At 74.0% G+C, this 18,680-nt stretch carries 17 protein-coding genes; 7 read left to right on the forward strand and 10 right to left on the reverse strand.

The window, feature by feature from the left end; translation table 11 throughout:
* Positions 1–108 precede the first annotated feature (108 nt).
* Positions 109–1,107 (reverse strand): DNA polymerase III subunit delta, encoded by a 999-nt coding sequence (holA, locus tag ACFWN3_RS03150; protein WP_377643350.1) that lies wholly within the window; start codon positions 1,105–1,107, stop codon positions 109–111.
* Between the two features lie 47 nt (positions 1,108–1,154).
* Between holA and ACFWN3_RS03155 the strand changes: the two genes are divergently transcribed.
* On the forward strand, positions 1,155–1,721 hold the full coding sequence (locus tag ACFWN3_RS03155; protein WP_377643352.1) for an adenylate kinase: 567 nt from the start codon (positions 1,155–1,157) through the stop codon (positions 1,719–1,721).
* Between the two features lie 33 nt (positions 1,722–1,754).
* Here ACFWN3_RS03155 and ACFWN3_RS03160 read toward each other — a convergent pair whose 3' ends face one another.
* A complete protein-coding gene (locus ACFWN3_RS03160) occupies positions 1,755–4,037 on the reverse strand; it encodes an ATP-dependent DNA helicase (protein ID WP_377643354.1) in 2,283 nt (760 codons plus the stop codon).
* Between the two features lie 161 nt (positions 4,038–4,198).
* Between ACFWN3_RS03160 and ACFWN3_RS03165 the strand changes: the two genes are divergently transcribed.
* Positions 4,199–5,902 carry a formate--tetrahydrofolate ligase gene (locus tag ACFWN3_RS03165; protein WP_377643356.1) on the forward strand — a complete coding sequence of 568 codons (1,704 nt, stop codon included), beginning with the start codon at positions 4,199–4,201 and terminating at the stop codon, positions 5,900–5,902.
* A 45-nt stretch (positions 5,903–5,947) separates the two neighbouring features.
* Here the strand turns inward: ACFWN3_RS03165 and ACFWN3_RS03170 are convergent, their stop codons facing one another.
* From ACFWN3_RS03170 to hflX, 3 genes are all read right to left on the reverse strand, one after another.
* Positions 5,948–7,009: a GNAT family N-acetyltransferase gene (locus ACFWN3_RS03170; RefSeq protein ID WP_377643358.1), complete on the reverse strand. Its 1,062-nt coding sequence runs from the start codon at positions 7,007–7,009 to the stop codon at positions 5,948–5,950.
* 121 nt (positions 7,010–7,130) lie between these two features.
* Positions 7,131–7,883, reverse strand: coding sequence for a flavodoxin family protein (locus ACFWN3_RS03175; protein WP_377643360.1), 753 nt, complete (start codon positions 7,881–7,883; stop codon positions 7,131–7,133).
* A 47-nt stretch (positions 7,884–7,930) separates the two neighbouring features.
* Complete coding sequence (gene hflX, locus ACFWN3_RS03180) at positions 7,931–9,403, reverse strand: GTPase HflX (RefSeq protein WP_377643361.1); 1,473 nt, start codon at positions 9,401–9,403, stop codon at positions 7,931–7,933.
* A 78-nt stretch (positions 9,404–9,481) separates the two neighbouring features.
* Between hflX and ACFWN3_RS03185 the strand changes: the two genes are divergently transcribed.
* Positions 9,482–10,090, forward strand: a complete 609-nt coding sequence (locus ACFWN3_RS03185) for a class I SAM-dependent methyltransferase (protein ID WP_377643363.1) — start codon at positions 9,482–9,484, stop codon at positions 10,088–10,090.
* Here ACFWN3_RS03185 and ggt read toward each other — a convergent pair.
* The 4 genes from ggt to def form a co-directional block, all read right to left on the reverse strand.
* The gene (ggt, locus tag ACFWN3_RS03190) at positions 10,074–11,954 is read right to left on the reverse strand and encodes a gamma-glutamyltransferase (protein WP_377643364.1); all 1,881 of its coding nucleotides are present in this window, start codon (positions 11,952–11,954) and stop codon (positions 10,074–10,076) included. The two genes, ACFWN3_RS03185 and ggt, sit on opposite strands and share 17 nt — an antisense overlap.
* 76 nt (positions 11,955–12,030) lie before the next feature.
* The gene (gene dapF / locus ACFWN3_RS03195; protein WP_377643365.1) at positions 12,031–12,918 is read right to left on the reverse strand and encodes a diaminopimelate epimerase; all 888 of its coding nucleotides are present in this window, start codon (positions 12,916–12,918) and stop codon (positions 12,031–12,033) included.
* Positions 12,911–13,858 carry a tRNA (adenosine(37)-N6)-dimethylallyltransferase MiaA gene (gene miaA, locus ACFWN3_RS03200; RefSeq protein WP_377643367.1) on the reverse strand — a complete coding sequence of 316 codons (948 nt, stop codon included), beginning with the start codon at positions 13,856–13,858 and terminating at the stop codon, positions 12,911–12,913. The genes dapF and miaA overlap by 8 nt, the downstream gene beginning before the upstream one ends.
* A gap of 1 nt (position 13,859) precedes the next feature.
* On the reverse strand, positions 13,860–14,465 hold the full coding sequence (def, locus tag ACFWN3_RS03205) for a peptide deformylase (RefSeq protein WP_377643369.1): 606 nt from the start codon (positions 14,463–14,465) through the stop codon (positions 13,860–13,862).
* 102 nt (positions 14,466–14,567) lie between these two features.
* Here def and ACFWN3_RS03210 point away from each other — a divergent pair, with 102 nt between their 5' ends.
* From ACFWN3_RS03210 to ACFWN3_RS03225, 4 genes are all read left to right on the forward strand, one after another.
* Positions 14,568–14,756 (forward strand): antitoxin, encoded by a 189-nt coding sequence (locus ACFWN3_RS03210; RefSeq protein WP_377643371.1) that lies wholly within the window; start codon positions 14,568–14,570, stop codon positions 14,754–14,756.
* A gap of 49 nt (positions 14,757–14,805) precedes the next feature.
* The gene (locus tag ACFWN3_RS03215) at positions 14,806–16,473 is read left to right on the forward strand and encodes an FAD-dependent oxidoreductase (protein WP_377643373.1); all 1,668 of its coding nucleotides are present in this window, start codon (positions 14,806–14,808) and stop codon (positions 16,471–16,473) included.
* Positions 16,474–16,641: 168 nt separating this feature from the next.
* The gene (locus ACFWN3_RS03220) at positions 16,642–16,824 is read left to right on the forward strand and encodes a hypothetical protein (RefSeq protein WP_377643376.1); all 183 of its coding nucleotides are present in this window, start codon (positions 16,642–16,644) and stop codon (positions 16,822–16,824) included.
* Between the two features lie 131 nt (positions 16,825–16,955).
* Positions 16,956–17,153 carry a hypothetical protein gene (locus ACFWN3_RS03225; protein WP_377643378.1) on the forward strand — a complete coding sequence of 66 codons (198 nt, stop codon included), beginning with the start codon at positions 16,956–16,958 and terminating at the stop codon, positions 17,151–17,153.
* Between the two features lie 4 nt (positions 17,154–17,157).
* Here ACFWN3_RS03225 and miaB read toward each other — a convergent pair whose 3' ends face one another.
* Positions 17,158–18,675: a tRNA (N6-isopentenyl adenosine(37)-C2)-methylthiotransferase MiaB gene (gene miaB, locus ACFWN3_RS03230; RefSeq protein ID WP_377643380.1), complete on the reverse strand. Its 1,518-nt coding sequence runs from the start codon at positions 18,673–18,675 to the stop codon at positions 17,158–17,160.
* Positions 18,676–18,680 lie beyond the last annotated feature (5 nt).

Consider the following 18,680-nt stretch of genomic DNA (forward strand, 5'->3'; position numbering starts at 1 on the left):
TGGGTGAAGCTGTCGTGCGCGCACGACCTCGAGCGGCGCACGCAAGGGTCAAGGCTACCAGCGGCCCCCGGGCCCGGCCAAAACGCCGGGAGGCCCGATCGCGGGAGGTCAGGCGAGGTTGCGGGCGTGCCGGCCGCACATCGTCAGCACGCAGCGCTCGACGGCGTACACGGGGTCCCGCCCCCCGCCCTTGACGTCGAAGTCGGCGGTGGCGACGGCCTGGACGCACACGGCGAGGGCGTCGGCACTCCATCCGCCGAGGACGCGGCGCGCCTTGTCGACCTGCCACGGCGCGAGCCCGACCTCGCGGGCCACGTCGGCCGAGCGGCCCCGGCCGGCGGCGCCGACCTTGACCAGCTGGCGGACCTGCTGGGCGAGGACGGCGACGATCGGGACGGGGTCGACGCCGACGGCGATGGCGTGGCGCAGGAGGCGCAGCGCCTCCCCCGCGTCACCGGCCATCGTCGCGTCGGCGACCCGGAAGCCCGTGGCCTCGACCTTGCCGCCGTGGTAGGTGAGGACGACCCGCTCGTCGATGACGCCGGTCGTGTCGTCGACGAGCTGCTGGCAGGCCGCGGCGAGCTCGCGCAGGTCCTTGCCGACCGCCTCGACGAGGGCGTGCACCGCCTCCCCCGTGGCCTTGCGACGGGCGCGGCGGAACTCGTGGGCGGCGAACTCGGTCTTGTCGCGGTCGGTCTTGACCGCGGGGGCGTCGACGACGCGGGCCCCCGCCCCGCGCAGGGTGTCGAGGACCTTCTTGCCGCGGGACCCGCTCTTGTGGACGACGACGAGGTGGTGGTCGGGCTCGGGATCGGCGCCCAGGAGCGAGAGCAGGTCGGTCTGGAGGTCGTCGGGGGCCTCGTCGAGGTCGTGGACGACGATGCACTTCGCGCCGCCGAAGAGTGACGGGCTCGCGTGGAGGACGAGCTCGCCCGCCTGGTAGGCGGCCGCGTGGAGCCGGATGACCTCGAGGTCGGGGTGGGTCACCCGCAGCTCGTCGACGGTGTGGTCGACGGCCCGCTCGGCGAGCAGCGACTCGGGCCCCGACACGAGGACGTACGGCGGGACCCGGTGCTGCACCTCCACCCCGTCGGCCATGGGCGTCATGGTGCCACGGTGGGCGGACACCTGCCGTCGCCGCCTAGCATCTGCGGGTGCTCGTCGACCCGCCGCCTCGTCTCGCCCAGCACCCCCGGGTCGTCGTGTACGGCGTCACCGGGTCGGGGAAGTCCGTGCTCGCGCAGCGGCTGGCCCGGCTCGCCCGCAGCACGCACGTCTCCGTCGACGACCTCATGTGGCGCCCGGGCTGGGTCCAGCTCACCGCACCGGAGCAGGTCGAGGCGATCACCCCGGCCGCGTCGGGCGAGGCCTGGGTCATGGACTCGCTGTGGAGCGCCACCCGTGCCGTCGTCCTGCCACGGACCGACCTCGTCGTCGCCCTCGACTACCGCCGGTCGGTCAGCCTCGCCCGTCTGGTGCGTCGCACGGCCGCCCGGCTCGTCACCCGCGACCCAATCTGCGGGGGCAACACCGAGTCGTGGCGCCAGACGTTCTCGGGGGACTCCATCCTCGCCTGGCACGTCCGCTCGTTCGCGAGCAAGCGCGCCACCATCGCCGCCTGGTGTGCCGACCCGGCCGGGCCGGCCGTGGTCCGGTTCACCTCCCCTCGCCAGGTCGAGGCGTGGGTGCGTCGGCTCGCCGCTGCCGACGGCGCCACCTGAGCCGACGGGTGGTCGTCCCCCGCCGGCGACCGGTCAGTCGAAGGTGAGCGTGGGGCCCTGCCCGGGCTCCAGGCCCAGGCCCGCGAGCCGCGCCGCGACGGCCTCGGGGGCGCGCTCCATCGACTCGGCGAGCTCGTCGACGGTCAGGCCGAGCTCGATGCCGTCGCGCAGCTCCTCGTCGTCCTGGCCGGTCCACGACTCGCCCTGGGTGACGGCGGTGCGGGCACCGTCGGGCGGGGGCGGCGCCGGCGCGACGGGCTTCTCGGCGGGCGGCGGCGTGACCGCGTCGACCCCCCGGACCGTGTCGCCCACGGGCGCCGCCACGGCCCCGGTGAGGCCGCGCAGGGCCGGCTCGGCCACGGGGAGGGGCGGCGGCGCGGTCTCGTCGAGCCGCTTCAGGGCCGCGAGGACCATCGCCCGGTCGGCCGTCGGCCAGAACGGCGGCAGCGAGCGCTGGAGGAAGCCGGCGTAGCGCGCCGTCATCATCCGGTTGTCGAGGAAGGCGACGACGCCGCGGTCGTCGGCCCGGCGGATGAGCCGCCCCGCGCCCTGGGCGATCCGCAGCGCGGCGTGCGTGGCCGAGACCGCCATGAAGCCGTTGCCCCCCATCCGGGCGATGGCCTGCGAGCGCGCCGAGGCCAGGGGGTCGTCGGGGCGCGGGAACGGGATGCGGTCGATGATGACGAGCTGGCACGAGCTGCCGGGGACGTCGACGCCCTGCCAGAGCGAGAGCGTGCCGAACAGGCAGGTCCGCGGGTCGCGCGCGAACTGCCGCACGAGGGTGCTGATCTGGTCCTCGCCCTGGCAGAGGACGGCGACGTCGCCCTCGAGGTCCGTGAGCCGCTCGCGCATCGCCTCGGTGGCCTCCTTCGCCGCGCGCATCGACGAGAACAGCCCGAGGGTGCGGCCACCGGCGGCCCGGACGAGCGCCTCGATCTCGTCGAGCGTCTCGGTGGCGAGGCCGTCGCGACCCGGGGCCGGCAGGTGCTGCGCCACGTAGGCGATGCCCTGGCGGGGGTAGTCGAAGGGGCTGCCGACGTCGAGGCCGCGCCACGGTGGGGACTCGCTCCCCCGCAGCCCGATGGTGCCCGCGACGGCATCGAACGAGCCGCCGAGCTCGAGGGTGGCCGAGGTGAGGACGACCGTGCGGTCCTCGAACACCTTGTCGCGCACGAGCATCGCCACGCTCATCGGCGCGACGCGCAGCAGCGGTCCGCGCCGCGGGTCGCGGTCGAGCCAGACGACGTCGAGCTCACGCTCCTCGAGGATGCGCGAGGCGTTCTCGTGCACCTCGTCGACGGCGGCCCGGGCCACCTGCCTCCCGCCGTCGGGCTCCTCGCCGGGTGCGGGCTTCAGCTCGCTCTGGACCGCGCGGGCGGTGTCGCGGACCCGGCCGAGCGCCATCGCGAGGGAGTCGGGGATGCTGAGGATCCGGCCCTCGGGGGCCGGCTCGAGGACCGACTCGAGGAGGTCGGCGGCCTCCTCCATCGTCGAGGACGCGTCGGCCTGCCGCCCCGCCCTCCTCGCCGCGGCGCGGACCATCCCGGGGGTGACCTCGTCGGTGATCGTCGAGGTGACCCGGTCGACGAGCTCGTGCCCCTCGTCGATGACGAGGACGTCGTGCTCGGGGAGCATCTGGCGGCCCTCGAAGGCGTCGATCGCCATGAACGAGTGGTTGGTGACGATGACGTCGACGCTCTTCGCGGCCTCGCGGGAGCGCTCGACGAAGCACTCGGCGACCATCGGGCAGCGGCTGCCGAGGCACTCCTCGGCCGAGACCGACACCTGGCGCCAGGCCCGCTCGGAGACCCCGGGGACGAGCTCGTCGCGGTCGCCCGACTCGGTGACCTCGGCCCACGTGCGCAGCCGCACGACCTCCTGGCCGAGCCGGGAGGCCTGCTGGTCGACGTCGCCGACCCCGAGGAGGGTGTCGGCGTCGTCGTCGGGGAAGCCGCCCTCGAGCTTGTGGGCGCACAGGTAGTTGCGCCGGCCCTTGACGAGCGCGTAGGTGGGGCGGCGGCCCAGGAGCGGCTCGAGCGACTCGGCGAGGCGGGGCATGTCGCGGTCGACGACCTGGGCCTGGAGCGCCAGGGTCGCCGTCGCGACGACCGTGGGGGTGCCGGTCTCCATCGCGTGGGCGACGGCCGGGACGAGGTAGGCGAGTGACTTGCCCGTGCCCGTACCGGCCTGGACGAGGAGGTGCTCGCCCTTCTCGACGGCCTCGGCGACGGCGTGCGCCATCTCGACCTGGCCGGGTCGCTCGGTGCCGCCGACACCGCCCACCGCGGCGTGGAGGAGCTCGTCGAGGGTCGGCACCCGAGCAGCCTAGGCGGTGGCGCGGCGCCGTCCCGGTCGCCGTCCCCAGCCCGGCCCGTCGCCCGGTCGCACCCGCTCCGGTGTTGCGCATCGCGCTCGGCGTTGCGGGGTGTGCGCCGAGGTCCCTTGTCGCGGGTCGACGGCGATGCCACGATGTGCCGGTGACCACCACCACGAACACCCAGCCCGTCCCGGCCGACATCGATATCGCCGAGGCCGCCGAGCTGACCCCCGTCGTCGACCTCGCCCGCGACACCCTGGGCATCGACCCCGCGGCGCTCGTCCCCTACGGCCACACCAAGGCCAAGATCTCCCTCGCGTACGTCAACAGCCTCGCCGACCGTCCCGACGGGCGCCTCGTCCTCGTCACGGCCATCTCGCCGACGCCCGCGGGCGAGGGCAAGACGACGACGTCGGTGGGTCTCGCCGACGCCCTCACCTCCCTCGGCGAGAAGGCGATGGTGGCCCTGCGCGAACCGTCGATGGGGCCGGTGTTCGGGATGAAGGGCGGCGCGGCCGGCGGCGGCTACGCCCAGGTGGTCCCGATGACGGACATCAACCTCAACTTCACCGGCGACTTCGCGGCCATCGCGGCCGCGAACAACCTGCTCTCCGCGCTCCTCGACAACCACGTCCACCACGGCAACGCCCTCGGCATCGACCCGCGGACCGTGACGTGGAAGCGCGTCGTCGACCTCAACGACCGGGCGCTGCGCGACATCGTCGTCGGGCTCGGGGGCGTGGCCAACGGGGTCCCGCGCGAGGACGGCTTCGACATCGTCGTCGCCTCCGAGGTCATGGCCATCCTGTGCCTCGCGACGTCGATCTCCGACCTGCGCGAGCGCCTCGGCGACGTCGTCGTCGGCTACACCCGGGACAAGAGGCCGGTGACCGCCCGCGACCTCAAGGCGAACGGTGCGATGACCGTCATCCTCCGTGACGCGCTGGCGCCCAACCTGGTCCAGACCCTCGAGCACACCCCGGCGATGATCCACGGCGGCCCGTTCGCCAACATCGCGCACGGCTGCAACTCGGTGATGGCGACGCGCACCGCCCTCAAGCTCGCCGACTACGTCGTCACCGAGGCGGGCTTCGGAGCCGACCTCGGAGCCGAGAAGTTCATCGACATCAAGTGCCGCCAGTCGGGGCTGCGGCCGTCGGCGGTCGTCGTCGTCGCGACGGTCCGGGCGCTGAAGTACCACGGCGGCATGGCCGTCGCCGACCTCAAGCAGGAGTCGGTCGAGGCGCTCACCGAGGGCATGGCCAACCTCCGGCGGCACCTGCGCAACGTCCGCGATGTCTACGGCCTGCCGGCGGTCGTCGCCCTCAACCGCTTCCCCACCGACACCGACGCCGAGGTCGCGGCCCTGCTGCGGCTCGTCGAGGCCGAGGGCTTCGCCGCCCACGAGGCGACGCACTACTCCGACGGCGGGGTCGGGGCGCAGGACCTGGCGCGCGGCGTCCTCGACGCCATCGAGAACCACCCCGGCGAGATGCAGCTCGTCTACCCCGACGAGCTCTCCCTCGCCGAGAAGGCCGAGGCCGTCGCGACCCGCGTGTACGGCGCGGCCGGCGTCACCTTCGACGCCAAGGCGGCCAAGCGGCTCGCGGCGATCGAGGCCGAGGGCTTCGGCCACCTGCCGGTCTGCATGGCCAAGACGCAGAGCTCCTTCTCGACCGACCCCGCCCTGCGCGGGGCCCCCATCGACCACACGGTGCACGTCCGCGAGGTCCGCCTCGCCGCGGGCGCCGGGTTCGTCGTCATGGTGACCGGCGAGATCATGACGATGCCCGGGCTGCCGAAGGTCCCGGCGAGCGAGCACATCGACGTCGACGAGAACGGCCGCATCGTCGGCCTCAGCTGAGGTCGCGCCGCCGACGCCTCCCCCGACGCCCCCGCCGGGGGGAGGTCAGGCGCGGTCGTCGGCGACCATGGGGCGGCCGTCGAGCCGCCGCGCGAGGATGACGCTGTCGCGGTCGTCGCCCGGCGCCACCCGGATGACCCCCGGCACCCTGCCGACCTCCACGTAGCCGCAGGTCTCGTAGAACCGCGTCGTCCCCAGGCCGCTGCGAACGTCGAGCACCGCGACCTCGACGCCCTGGTCCCGCGCCACCCGGTGCATCGCCGACATGAGGAGCCGCCCGAGGTTGCGCCCGCGCAGGTCCGGCGCGGTCATGATCCGGTAGGCGGTGCGGGTGTGCCCGAGCAGCTGGTTGCGGTCGGCCGCCCAGAACCCGGCGCCGACGACCCGGCCGTCGGGCCAGCGGAGGAGGACGGCGGTCGTCGTCCCGTCGGCCATCGCCTCCTCGTGCGCCGACAGCGCCTGGGCGACGTCGGACCGCGGCGCGCCCGGGAGGAACCCGACGGCGCCGCCGGTGTCGTTGGTGGCCACCCACAGGTCGAGGAGCGACTCGCGGGTGTCCTCGTCGAACCAGTCGTGGGCCTCGGCCCGGGGCGCGCGCAGGAGGGTGGACTCGCCGTGCTCCGCCGGCCCCTCGACGAGCGACCCCGACGGCTCGAGCCCCGCCGAGACCGCGGCCCGCACCGAGTACTCGTTGATGCCGCGCGCCCGGGCGATGACGGGGAGGTCGGGGAGCCACTCGAACGCGTTCGCCACCCACCCCCGGGCCGCCTCGCGGCCCATCCCGCGGCCGTGGACGTCGCCGGCGAGGCGGAAGTAGAGGTTGAGGACGTCCTCCCCCTCGAGGTCGCGACGGCGCAGGCCCCCGACCCCGATGCCCGTGCGGGTGTTGGTCTCCTCGACGATCCCGTAGTCGAACCCGGCGTCGCCCCACCGCGAGACGCAGTCGTCGAACTCCGCCGCGGCCGCCTCGTCGTCCTCGGGCATGGCCCACGGCGCGTGCTGGTAGAGGGTCGGGTCGCGGTGCAGCCGGACCCACAGCGCCCGGTCGCCCGCGGCGGGAGGCCGCAGGGTCAGGCGGGTCGTGGTGATCTCACGCGGCCCCGGCACGCTGTGACGGTACTCCCGGCGGGCCCTTCGGGATGCCCCGCGGTGCAGGGCTGTCCGCCCACCGGACGCGACGCCCCTCAGGCCGACCACAGGCCGGGACGGGCGTGCCCCGGGCGGTGGGTCAGCGGTACTCGGGGTTCGGGTCGTCCGACCTGCTGAGGTCCCAGTTGGTCGTGACGTTGCCGTGCGCCGGCAGCCCGCCCCCGTCCTTGAGGCGGCGGGCGGTGTGCAGCATGTTCCATGCCGCGAAGACCGTGTTGCGCGTCGTCCAGTGGTTGTGGGCGCCGCGGTCGTCGTCGAGGTACGACGGGCCCGGCCCGGCCTCACCGTTCCAGTACGTGTCGGCCTGCGGAGGGATCGTGAACCCGATGTGCGACAGGGCGTAGAGCATCTGGGCCGCGCAGTGCTTCCCCCCGTCCTCGTTCCCGGTGATGACGACCCCACCGACCTTGCCGTAGTACGACCACTGGCCCTTGGCGTTCAGCTCTCCCGACCAGCCGTACAGCCGCTCGATCGCCAGCCGCGTCTGCGACGACTGGTCGCCGAGCCAGATGGGCGTGGCGAGGACGAGGATGTCGGCGGGCTCGACGAGCTCGCGGTACAGGTCGGGGAAGTCGTCGCGCTCCCACCCGTGCTCGCGCATGTCGGGCTGCACGCCCGGGGGGATGACGTGGTCGACGGTGCGCACGACGTCGACCCGCGCGCCGACCCCGTCGAGGACGCGTCGCGTCACCGCGAGCAGCCCGTCGGTGTGGCTCGGCTCGGGGCTGCGCTTGAGCGTCCCGTTGAGGACGACGGCCCGCAGGTCCGAGAAGTCGGTCGTGCTGGCCGCGACCTCGGCGTCGATGAAGCGCTGCACGCTGTCGGGAAGCATCCCGTCAGCGTAGCCACGCGTCGTCGCGGCGTCAGGCGCCGACGGCCTCAGGCGCCGAAGGCCACGAGGTCGGCGGCGAGGTCACGGGTGACCCGGGCCGTGAGCCGGGTGCCGTCGGCGAGGTGCTCGCTCGCGAGGACCTCCCCCGTCTCGTGGATCCGGCTCACGAGGTCGCCGCGCTCGTAGGGCACGAGGACGTCGACGTCGACGTCGGGCTGGGGCAGCTCGTCGGCGATGAGCGCCCGCAGCTCGTCGAGGCCCAGGCCCGTGCGGGCCGAGACGACGATGGAGTGGCGCTCGTGGCGGCGCAGCCGGTCGAGGACCTCGGGGTCGCCCGCGTCGGCCTTGTTGACGACGATGACCTCCTTGACGTCGGTGGCGTCGACGTCGGCGAGGACGGCGCGAACCGCGGAGATCTGACCCTCGGGGTCGGGGTGCGACCCGTCGACGACGTGGAGCAGCAGGTCGGACTCGGCGACCTCCTCGAGCGTGGAGCGGAAGGCCTCGACGAGCTGGTGCGGCAGGTGGCGGACGAACCCGACGGTGTCGGTCAGCGTGTACAGGCGGCCGTCGGGGGTCTCGGACCGGCGCACCGTGGGGTCGAGGGTGGCGAAGAGCTGGTTCTCGACGAGGACGCCGGCGTCGGTGAGCCGGTTGAGGATGCTCGACTTGCCCGCGTTGGTGTACCCGGCGATGGCGACGCTCGGAACTTCGTTGGCCTTGCGGCTGCTGCGCTTGGTGTCGCGGACCGTCTTCATCTCCTTGATCTCGCGGCGCAGCTTGGCGATCCGGGTGTTGATCCGGCGACGGTCGAGCTCGATCTTCGTCTCGCCGGGTCCCCGCGAGCCCATGCCCTGGCCACCGGCCGCCTGGCCACCGGCCTGGCGCGACATCGACTCGCCCCAGCCGCGCAGCCGCGGGAGGAGGTACTGGAGCTGGGCGAGCTCGACCTGCGCCTTGCCCTCCCGGCTCTTCGCGTGCTGGGCGAAGATGTCGAGGATGAGGGCGGTGCGGTCGATGACCTTGACCTTGACGACGTCCTCGAGGGCGCGGCGCTGGCTGGGCGCGAGCTCGGTGTCGCAGATGACGGTGTCGGCGCCCTCCTCGATGACGACGTCGCGCAGCTCGGCGGCCTTGCCCTTGCCGAGGTACGTGGCGGGGTCGGGGGTGGACCGGCGCTGCATGACGCCGGCGAGGACCTCGGAACCGGCCGTCTCGGCGAGCGCGGCGAGCTCGTGCATCGAGTTCTCGGCGTCGCCGAGGGTGCCCTCGGACCAGACGGAGGCGAGGACGACGCGTTCGAGGCGCAGCTGGCGGTACTCGACCTCGGTGACGTCCTCGAGCTCGGTGGACAGCCCGGAGACGCGCCGGAGCGCAGCGCGCTCCTCGCGGTCGAGCTGGTCGCCGTCGTAGGTCGCGTCGTCGTCCAGGTCGAACGCGCCGTCGGAGGACGCGGTGTCGAAGATCGTGGTGTCGGCGAGCGCCTCGGCCCGCCCGGAGAGGATGTGTCGTGCAGTCATGTTCTCCCTAGGGTCTCACCGTCCAACGCCCGAGGGCGACCGAGTTCTTCCGCGGCCCCCGCTAGCGTGGGCCGCGCGATGAGCGACCACGACCACTACTTCACCGCCTCCCCGGCGAGCGCCGACGAGCGCCGTCCCCTGCGGGTCCGCCTCGCGGGGCGCGCCGTCGAGGTCGAGGTCGCCGGGGGTGTCTTCTCCCCGGGCGGGCTCGACAAGGGCACCGCCGTCCTCCTCGACGAGGCCCCCGCTCCCCCTCCGTCCGGTACCTTCCTCGACCTCGGCTGCGGCTGGGGCCCGGTCGCCATCGCCCTGGCCCTCCGGTCCCCGGCCGCGACCGTGTGGGCCGTCGACGTCAACGAGCGCGCCCTCGACCTCGCCCGCCGCAACGCCCTCGCGCTCGACCTCCCCGGGGTGCGACCGGTGACCGCGCAGGAGGTGCCGCAGGACGTCCGCTTCGACCTCGTGTGGTCGAACCCGCCGATCCGGGTCGGCAAGGCGGCGCTCCACGAGCTCCTGCGGACCTGGCTCCCCCGGCTCGCGCCGGGTGGTGAGGCCTACCTCGTCGTGCAGCGCAACCTCGGCTCCGACAGCCTCCAGCGCTGGATCACGACCGAGCTCTCGATGGCGTGCGAGCGCCACACGTCGAGCAAGGGGTTCCGCGTGCTGCGGGTCAGCGCTGCGGCCTGACGACCATGGCCGACCCGCCGCCACGCCGCGTCGTCGGCTCGGCGGCCGCGGTGTAGAGGTCGGGACCGAGCACCCGGATGGCCGTCGCCGCGCCGATCTCGGCGGTCGGCGTCAGCCGGTGGCCCAGGGCCGTCAGCCCCGTGCCGACCGGTCCGCCGGCGATGGCGGGCTCGGCCTGCTCGCTCGCACCGTTGCGGCTCGACAGGCGCGGCGCGGCGAGGGCGTCGCCGATCGGCAGGCCGCGCTCGTAGTGGCCGAGGAGGATCTGGGCGACCGTCGTGATGATCGTCGCGCCCCCGGGGCTGCCGGCGACGAGCTCGAGGGCGCCGTCGTCGAGGACGATCGTCGGCGACATCGACGAGCGCGGCCGCTTGCCCGGTCCGGGCAGGTTCGGGTCGGGGACGCCCGGCGTCACCGGTGCGAAGCTGAAGTCGGTGAGCTCGTTGTTGAGGATGAAGCCCCAGCCCGGAACGGTGATCCCCGAGCCGCCGGTGGCCTCGATCGTCGAGGTGTAGGCGACGGCGTTGCCCCAGCGGTCGACGACGGACAGGTGGGTCGTCGAGACGTCGTCGTGGGCGAGGGTGCCGGACGCGGTGCCCTCGGCGCACGCGCCGTACGACCCGTCGGGGGTGCCGAACGGGATGGGCCGCGGCTGGGCGGCGGTGGGACTGAACGGGCAGGCGCGCTCGTCGGCGAAGCCCTGCGAGAGCAGCTCGGTCGTTGGGACCCCGGCGACGTCGCCGACGTACCGGTTGCGGTCGGCGAAGGCGGTGGCGCTCGCCTCGGAGAAGCGGTGCAGGTACTGGACGGCGTCGACCTCCGAGGTCGGGGTCCCCGTGCGCTCGTCGTACGCCTCGACGAGGTTGAGGATCTCCCCGACGGCGATGCCCCCGCTGCTCGGGACCGGCATCCCGTAGACGTCCTTGCCGCGGTACTCGGAGCGGACCGGCGCCTTGTCGAGGGCGCGGTACGCCTTCAGGTCTGCTGTCGTCATCCGGCCCTCCGGCACGCTCGCCCCAGCCTTGGTGCCGGGGTCGCGCACCTCGTCGACGACGGCCCGGCCGAGCCGCCCCGAGTACAGGCTGTCGACGCCTCGCGTGCGCAGCTCGCGGTACGCCCGCGCCAGGTCGGGGTTGCGGAACACCGAGCCGACCTCGGGAGCCTGTCCGCCCGGGAGGAAGACCCGCGTCGTCTCGGGGAAGGTCGAGAAGCGTGTCGCGTTGGCGACGGTCTGGTCGTGGAAGGTCTGGTCGACGACGAACCCGCGTGCTGCGATCCGCTCCGCCGGCTTGAGGAGCTCGCCGAGGCGCTCGGTCCCCCATCGCTGCGCGGCCCGCTCCCACGTGGCGGGGGTGCCCGGGACTCCCACGGACAGACCGGAGCTCACGACGGTGTCGAAGGGCAGCGGACGACCCTGGTCGTCGAGGAAGGCGCGCTCGGTGTACGTCATGGGAGCCGTCTCGCGACCGTCGATGGTCTCGACGGTGCGGCGCCTCGCGTCGTAGTGGACGAAGAAGCCACCGCCGCCGATGCCCGTCGAGTACGGCTCGGTGACCCCCAGCGCCGCCGCCGTCGCGATCGCGGCGTCCGCGGCGTTGCCGCCCGCCGCGAGCACGTCGATGCCCACCTGGCTCGCGACGGGGTCGACCGACGCGACGGCCCCGCCGGAGCCCGTCATGACGGCGACCTTGGGCAGGTCGTGACCCACCGGCGGCGGTCCGGGGCGGCCCGGTGGCGGGGCCCCCGTCGCGGCCGAGGAGGCCGGCGCCGTGGCGCCGAGCGCCGTGACGACGCCGAGCGCGATGCCCGCGGCGACGCGGGTGCGGGTGGTGCGAGCGGTACGGACGGTTCGTGTGGTCCCCATCGAGGCACCGTAGGACGCCCGCCGGGAGAGGTGCGGTTTCGTGACGCCCGGGTCGGTGGGCGGTCGGGAGCCGAGGTCAGTCGGGCAGGACCGACAGCGGGACGGTGCCGTCGCCGACGAGGACGGCCGGACCGGAGAGCTCGACCCCGTGGTCGGGCAGGAGGCGCACGGTGAGGCGGCCGCCCGGGACGTCGACGAGCCACGACGAGCCGGTGTCGAGCGACCCCGCCCAGAAGCTCGTGGCGATCGCCGCGGCGCACGCCCCCGTGCCGCAGGAGCGGGTCTCCCCCACCCCGCGCTCGTGGACCCGCATGACGACGTGGCCGGGACCGAGGGGCCGGACGAACTCGACGTTGGTGCCGTGCGGCGGCCTCGGGTTGACGACGGGTGAGCGGGTCAGGTCGAGGTCGTCGAGGTCGACCTGCTCGGGGAGCGCGACGACGGTGTGCGGGTTGCCGAGGTCGACCGAGAGCGCCGAGAAGGGCTCGTCGCCCTCCGCGTCGTCGAGGACGACGAGCGAGTCGAAGCCCTGCCGGGCGGCGGTGTCGGCGTCGGCGAGCCGCCACGGGCCGAGGTCGACCGCGAAGTGGTCGCCGTCGAGCCGGACCTGCTTGACCCCGGCGCGCGTGGCGATGGCGAAGGTGTCGGTCGTCTCGAGCCCTTCGCGGCGGAGGAAGGCCGCGAAGACCCGGGTCCCGTTGCCGCACATCTCCGACAGGCTGCCGTCGGCGTTGCGGTAGTCCATGAACCAGCGCGCGTCCGGGGCCTGGGCCCGCACGGCGTCGTCGTCGGCGGCCTCGGTGGGCACGACCCGGATGACGCCGTCCCCGCCGATGCCGGCCCGCCGGTCGGCGAGGGCGGCGGCGCGGGCGGCCGACAGGCCGAGCCCGCCGTCGAGGTCGGGCACGAGGACGAAGTCGTTCTCCGTGCCGTGCCCCTTGGTGAAGGCGAGCCGGTCAGCCATGCGACCCATCGTCCCATCCCCCGCGGCCCCCGGACGTCGCGGTCTCCTCGACGAGCCGGACGGCCCGGTCGACGAGGTCACGGTCGAGGGCGTCGACCCAGTGGACCCGGGGGTCGGCGCCGAACCACGACTCCTGCCGGCGGACGAGCCGGCGGGTCCGCAGCGCCGTGTCGGCCGTCGCGTCCTCGGGGGTCATCGTGCCGTCGAGCACGGCCAGGGCCTGGGCGTAGCCGACGGCGCGGCTGGACGTGCGGCCCTCGCGCAGCCCGAGCTCGACCAGCCCCCTCGTCTCCTCGACGAGCCCGGCGGCGAACATCGCCCGGGTGCGCGACTCGATGCGGCGGTCGAGGGTGTCGCGGTCGACGCGGAGGCCGACGAGCACCGTGGGCCCGACGAACTCGCGGGTCGGCATGGTCGCGCTGAACGGACGGCCGGTGAGGGCGAGGACCTCGAGCGCCCGCACGACCCTGCGGCCGTTGTTCGGCTCGATGGCCGCGGCGGCCCGCGGGTCGACCTCGCGCAGCTCGGCCAGCAGGGGCGCGACCCCCTCGACGGCGAGGCGGTCCTCGAGGGCGCGGCGCACCGTCGGGTCGGTCGGGGGGATCTCGAGGCGGTCGAGGGCGGCCCGGACGTACAGGCCGGACCCGCCCGCGACGACCGGCACGCGACCGCGGCCCAGGACCGCCTCGATGTCGGCGCGGGCGTCCTGCTGGTAGGCCGCGACGCTCGCCTCCTGCGTCACGTCGAGGACGTCGAGCTGGTGGTGCGCGACGCCGCGGCGCTCGGCCACGGGGACCTTGGCGGTCCCGATGTCCATGCCCCGGTAGAGCTGCGAGGCGTCGGCGCCGACGACCTCGCCGCCCAGGCGCTCGGCGAGCGCGATGGCGAGGTCGGACTTGCCGGTCGCGGTCGCCCCGACGACACCGATGACGAGGCGCACGTCAGTCGATGCGCTCGTCCTCGGGGGTGTCGTCGTCGTGGCCGAACGGGTCGCGGTCCTCCCCCGGCATCCACGTGTGGCCCGGCGTGCCCCAGCCGTTGGCCTTGACCGCCTTCTTCGCCTTCCTGGCCCACTTCCCGCCGAGGCGGTCGACGTAGAGGAACCCGTTGAGGTGGTCGTACTCGTGCTGGAGCATCCGGGCGAACCAGCCCGTCGCCTCGTACCGGATCTCGGTGCCGTCGACGTCGAGCCCGGTGAGCGTGGCCGCCTCGCCGCGGCGGAGCGGGAAGGACTCCCCGGGCACCGACAGGCACCCCTCGACCTCGTCGTGGGGGTCAGGCTCGCCGGCCAGCGGCTTGCTCGAGGTGAGGTAGGGGTTGATGACGACCCCGCGCGCGGGGATGCCGTCGTCGTTCGCGAGCTGCCAGGTGAACACCCGCAGGCCCACCCCCACCTGCGGCGCGGCCAGGCCGACCCCTCGCGCGGCGTCCATGGTCTCGAACATGTCGGCGACGAGGGTGCGCACGTCGTCGTCGATGACCTCGACGGGCTGGGCGCGCTGGTGGAGGACGGGTTCCCCAGTGATGACGACGGGACGGATGGCCATGCCGCGATTCTTCCAGAGGCCGAGGGGTTGCCAACTCCCGGTGCGTGCAGTGTGCTGGGGCCGTGGGACCGGAGGAGCCGGACCCCGGACGAGGGAGGGACCATGGGTCTTCTCGACGACGCCAAGGCCAAGCTCCAGGAGCTGGCGAACGACAACCCCGAGCAGCTCGAGAACCTCAGCGACCAGGCCATCGAGCGCGGCGGCGACGCGGTCGACTCGGCCACCGGCGGCACGTACGCCGAGCACATCGACACGGGACAGGCCAAGGCCGACGACGCCATCGGCCAGTGACCGACCGCGGCCCTCCCCCTCGGGGGAGGGCCGCACCTATGCTCGCGACGTGGATCCCGTCATCGTCCTCGTCGCACCAGAGCACGCCGACGTCCTGGCCGACGAGTTCGGCCGCTACGCCCGCGACTACGACGTGCGCACGGCCCGCTCGACCGCGGAGTCCGAGCAGCTCATCACCGAGGTCCTCGAGGGCGGGGCCCGCGTCGCGCTCGTCGTCAGCGAGTCGGTCCTCCCCGACGCCGAGGTCTACGAGGCCCTCGCCCGGTGGCGCTCCCTCATTCCCACGGCGCGGCGCATCGTGGCGGCCCACTGGTCGCGGTTCATGACCGACGCCCCTCCCCTCCGGCACGGGCTCGCCAAGGGCAAGTACGACGCGTACCTGCTCATGCCTCGCGGCCGCCGCGACGAGGAGTTCCACGGCGCCATCGGGGAGCTGCTGTCCGACTGGGGCGCAACGGTTCCCGCGCCCGAGGTCGACACGGTGCGGGTCATCGCCCCGTCACGCGACGCCCTGACGACCGCCGTGTGCGACTTCCTCGACCGGATGGGCATGCCGCACCACGTCTACCACCCCGACAGCGAGGAGGGCCGCGCCGCCCTCGCCCAGGGCGACCCGAACCCGTCGTTCCCCGTCGTCCAGCGCGTCGACGGGGAGTCGTTCTCCCCCACTCGTGTTCGCGACGTGGCGCTGCGGGTCTTCGGTCGCCCGGCCGACGTCGACCTCTCGGCGGTCGTCGACGTCGCCATCGTCGGCGCCGGACCGGCCGGGCTCGCGACCGCGGTCTACGCGTCGTCGGAGGGCCTGTCGACCGTCGTCCTCGAGGCCGAGGCGGTCGGCGGCCAGGCCGGCACGTCCTCGATGATCCGCAACTACCTCGGCTTCCCGCGCGGCATCTCGGGCATGCGCCTGGCCCAGCGGGCGCGCAACCAGGCGATCCGCTTCGGCACGACCTTCCTCACCGGGTGGGAGGTCGACGGCCTCGTCCCGGGCACCGACGGCGAGCCGCACGTGCTGCGCACCGACGAGGGCGCCGAGGTCCGGGCCCGTGCGGTGGTCGTGGCCCACGGCGTCAGCTACCGGCGGCTGCGGGTCCCCGGTGTCGAGGAGCTCGTCGGCCTCGGCGTCTACTACGGCAGCGCGATGAGCGCCGCCCGCGAGATGGAGGACACCGACGTCGTCATCGTCGGCGGGGGGAACTCCGCGGGGCAGGCCGCCGTGCACCTGTCGCGGTACGCCCGCAGCGTCACCATCGTCGTGCGCCGCCCGGGCCTCGAGGAGACGATGTCGAGCTACCTCCTCGGCGAGCTCGCCTTCAACCCGCGGGTGACGGTGCGCCCCTGCACCGAGGTCGTGGGGGCCGGCGGCGACGCGCGGCTGGACTGGCTGGTGCTGCGCGACACCCGTACCGGCACCGACGAGCAGGTCGCGGCGCGAGGGCTCCTCCTCCTCCTCGGCGCCGAACCGCGGTGCGAGTGGCTCCCGGAGTCGGTGGCCCGCGACGAGCGCGGCTTCGTCCTCACCGGCCGCGACGTGCCGGCGGAGCGGTGGGTCGGCGGCCTTCCCCCGGCCAACCTCGAGACGACCGTCCCCGGGGTCTTCGCCGCCGGGGACGTGCGGGCCGGCTCGATGAAGCGGGTCGCCGCCGCGAGCGGCGAGGGGGCCTCGGTCGTGCCCCTCGTCCACGCCTGGCTGGAGCCCGGACCGCGCGACGGCTGAGGGCCCGAGCGTGCGAGAACGCTTGCGCACCACGGCGGGGTCAACCGTTCGGATGGAGTTGGTGTCGGGGCGGTTCGGGAGCCGTCGACGGGTCCGGCCCACCTCTAGTGTTGGTCATGCAGGGGTTTTCTCCGAGTAAAGGAAACCCAAAGGACCATGCCTCGCCAGATGCCCGCCATCCCGTTCATCTCGGTCACGCCGTTCGACCCCGCCCCGTTGTGGGCGGCCGCCCACCAGGCTCACGTCGACGTCATCGAGCCGATCAAGGCCCGTCGCCGGGCGATGCTCGTCACCGCCGGCGTCGCCGTCACCCTCGAGGCCGCAGCGGCCCTCGCCCTCAACCTCGTCTGACCGTCCAGCGGAGCGCTCGGCCCCACGGCCACGACCGCTCCACCGTTCGGCCCTCCTGACGGCCAGCACCCGATGCGCGCCCCGTCACCCGCATAGCCTTCGGACATCTCGCCCCCAAGAAGGGACCCACCATGGCGCACTACCACTCCGGCCTCCCGCCGATGGACCTCGAACCGTTCGACCCGACCCCCCTGTGGGAGGCCACCAACTCGCTGCGCAACGAGAAGGCCACGATCACCGGAGCTTCCCGATGGACGGCCCTTCGCGCCGGCGCAGCGGTGGTCCTGGCGCTGGCGGCGACGCTCGCCGGCGTCTTCCTCCTCGGCTGAGCCCTCAGACCGCACAGGCGGGGGCCGACGGCTGGGGAGCCGCCGGGACGCCGAGCGTGGGGATCCCGAGCGAGACCGGGGGCTTGCCGGGGACCGGGGCGGCCTGGAGCCGCTCCCACGCGTCACCACCTGCGGTGCGTCGCACCGCGTAGACCCCACCTCGCACGCCGCTGTCGGCGACGAGGTGGTGGGGGGCCCCGTACGTGACACCCGCGGTGACGACGTCACCGGGTCGGGGACGCGGTGCGCCGTCGGGCACCGCAACGTGGACGAGCCGGTTGTCCCGCGCCCGGCCGCTGATCCGGGCCGTCTCGCCGTCCTTGCGGCCCTCCCCCGGTGCCACGAGCACCTCGACCTCGCGCCCCTCGACGCGTCGGTTCTCGGCCCACGACACCTTCTCCTGGAGGGCGATGAGGCGCTCGAAGCGCTCCTGCACGACGGCCTTGGGGACCTGGTCGGGCATCGTGGCCGCCGGCGTCCCGGCCCGGATCGAGTACTGGAACGTGAACGCGCTCGAGAAGCGTGACGCCTCGACGACCCGCAGGGTCTGCGCGAAGTCCTCCTCGGTCTCCCCGGGGAACCCGACGATGAGGTCGGTCGTGATCGCGGCGTCCGGGATGGCGGCGCGGACCTTGTCGATGATGCCGAGGAACCTCTCGCTGCGGTAGGAGCGGCGCATCTCCCGCAGGACGCGGTCGGACCCCGACTGCAGCGGCATGTGCAGGCTCGGCATGACGTTGGGCGTCTCGGCCATCGCGGCGATGACGTCGTCGGTGAAGGCCGCCGGGTGGGGGCTGGTGAAGCGCACCCGCTCCAGGCCCTCGACCTCGCCGCAGGCCCGCAGCAGCTTGCCGAAGGCGAGCCGGTCGCCGAACTCCACGCCGTAGGTGTTGACGTTCTGGCCCAGCAGGGTGACCTCGACGACGCCCTGCGCGACGAGCGCCTCGACCTCGGCGAGGACGTCGCCCGGCCGCCGGTCCTGCTCCTTGCCGCGCAGGCTGGGGACGATGCAGAACGTGCACGTGTTGTTGCAGCCCACCGAGATCGACACCCAGCCGGCGAAGGCCTGGTCGCGCCGGGTCGGGAGGGTGGAGGGGAAGGTCTCGAGCGACTCGAGGATCTCGACCTCGGCGCGCTTGTTGTGGCGCGCCCGGTCGAGCAGGGCCGGGAGGCTGCCGATGTTGTGGGTGCCGAAGACGACGTCGACCCACGGGGCCCGCTCGACGATCGTCTCGCGGTCCTTCTGCGCCATGCAGCCGCCGACCGCGATCTGGAGGTCGGGGTTCGCGGTCTTGGCCGGGCGCAGCTGCCCCAGGTTGCCGTAGAGCTTGTTGTCGGCGTTCTCGCGCACCGCGCACGTGTTGAAGACGACGACGTCGGCGATCGCCGGGCGCTCACCCTCGGGCACGCTCGCGAGGTCGACGTAGCCGGCGGTCTCGAGCAGGCCCGCGAGGCGCTCGGAGTCGTGGACGTTCATCTGGCACCCGTGGGTGCGCACGTCGTAGGTCTTCGCTGCAGTCATGGCGG

Origin of the sequence: Oryzobacter terrae (assembly GCF_042756445.1) — a bacterium.
GTDB classification, from domain to species: domain Bacteria; phylum Actinomycetota; class Actinomycetes; order Actinomycetales; family Dermatophilaceae; genus Oryzobacter; species Oryzobacter terrae.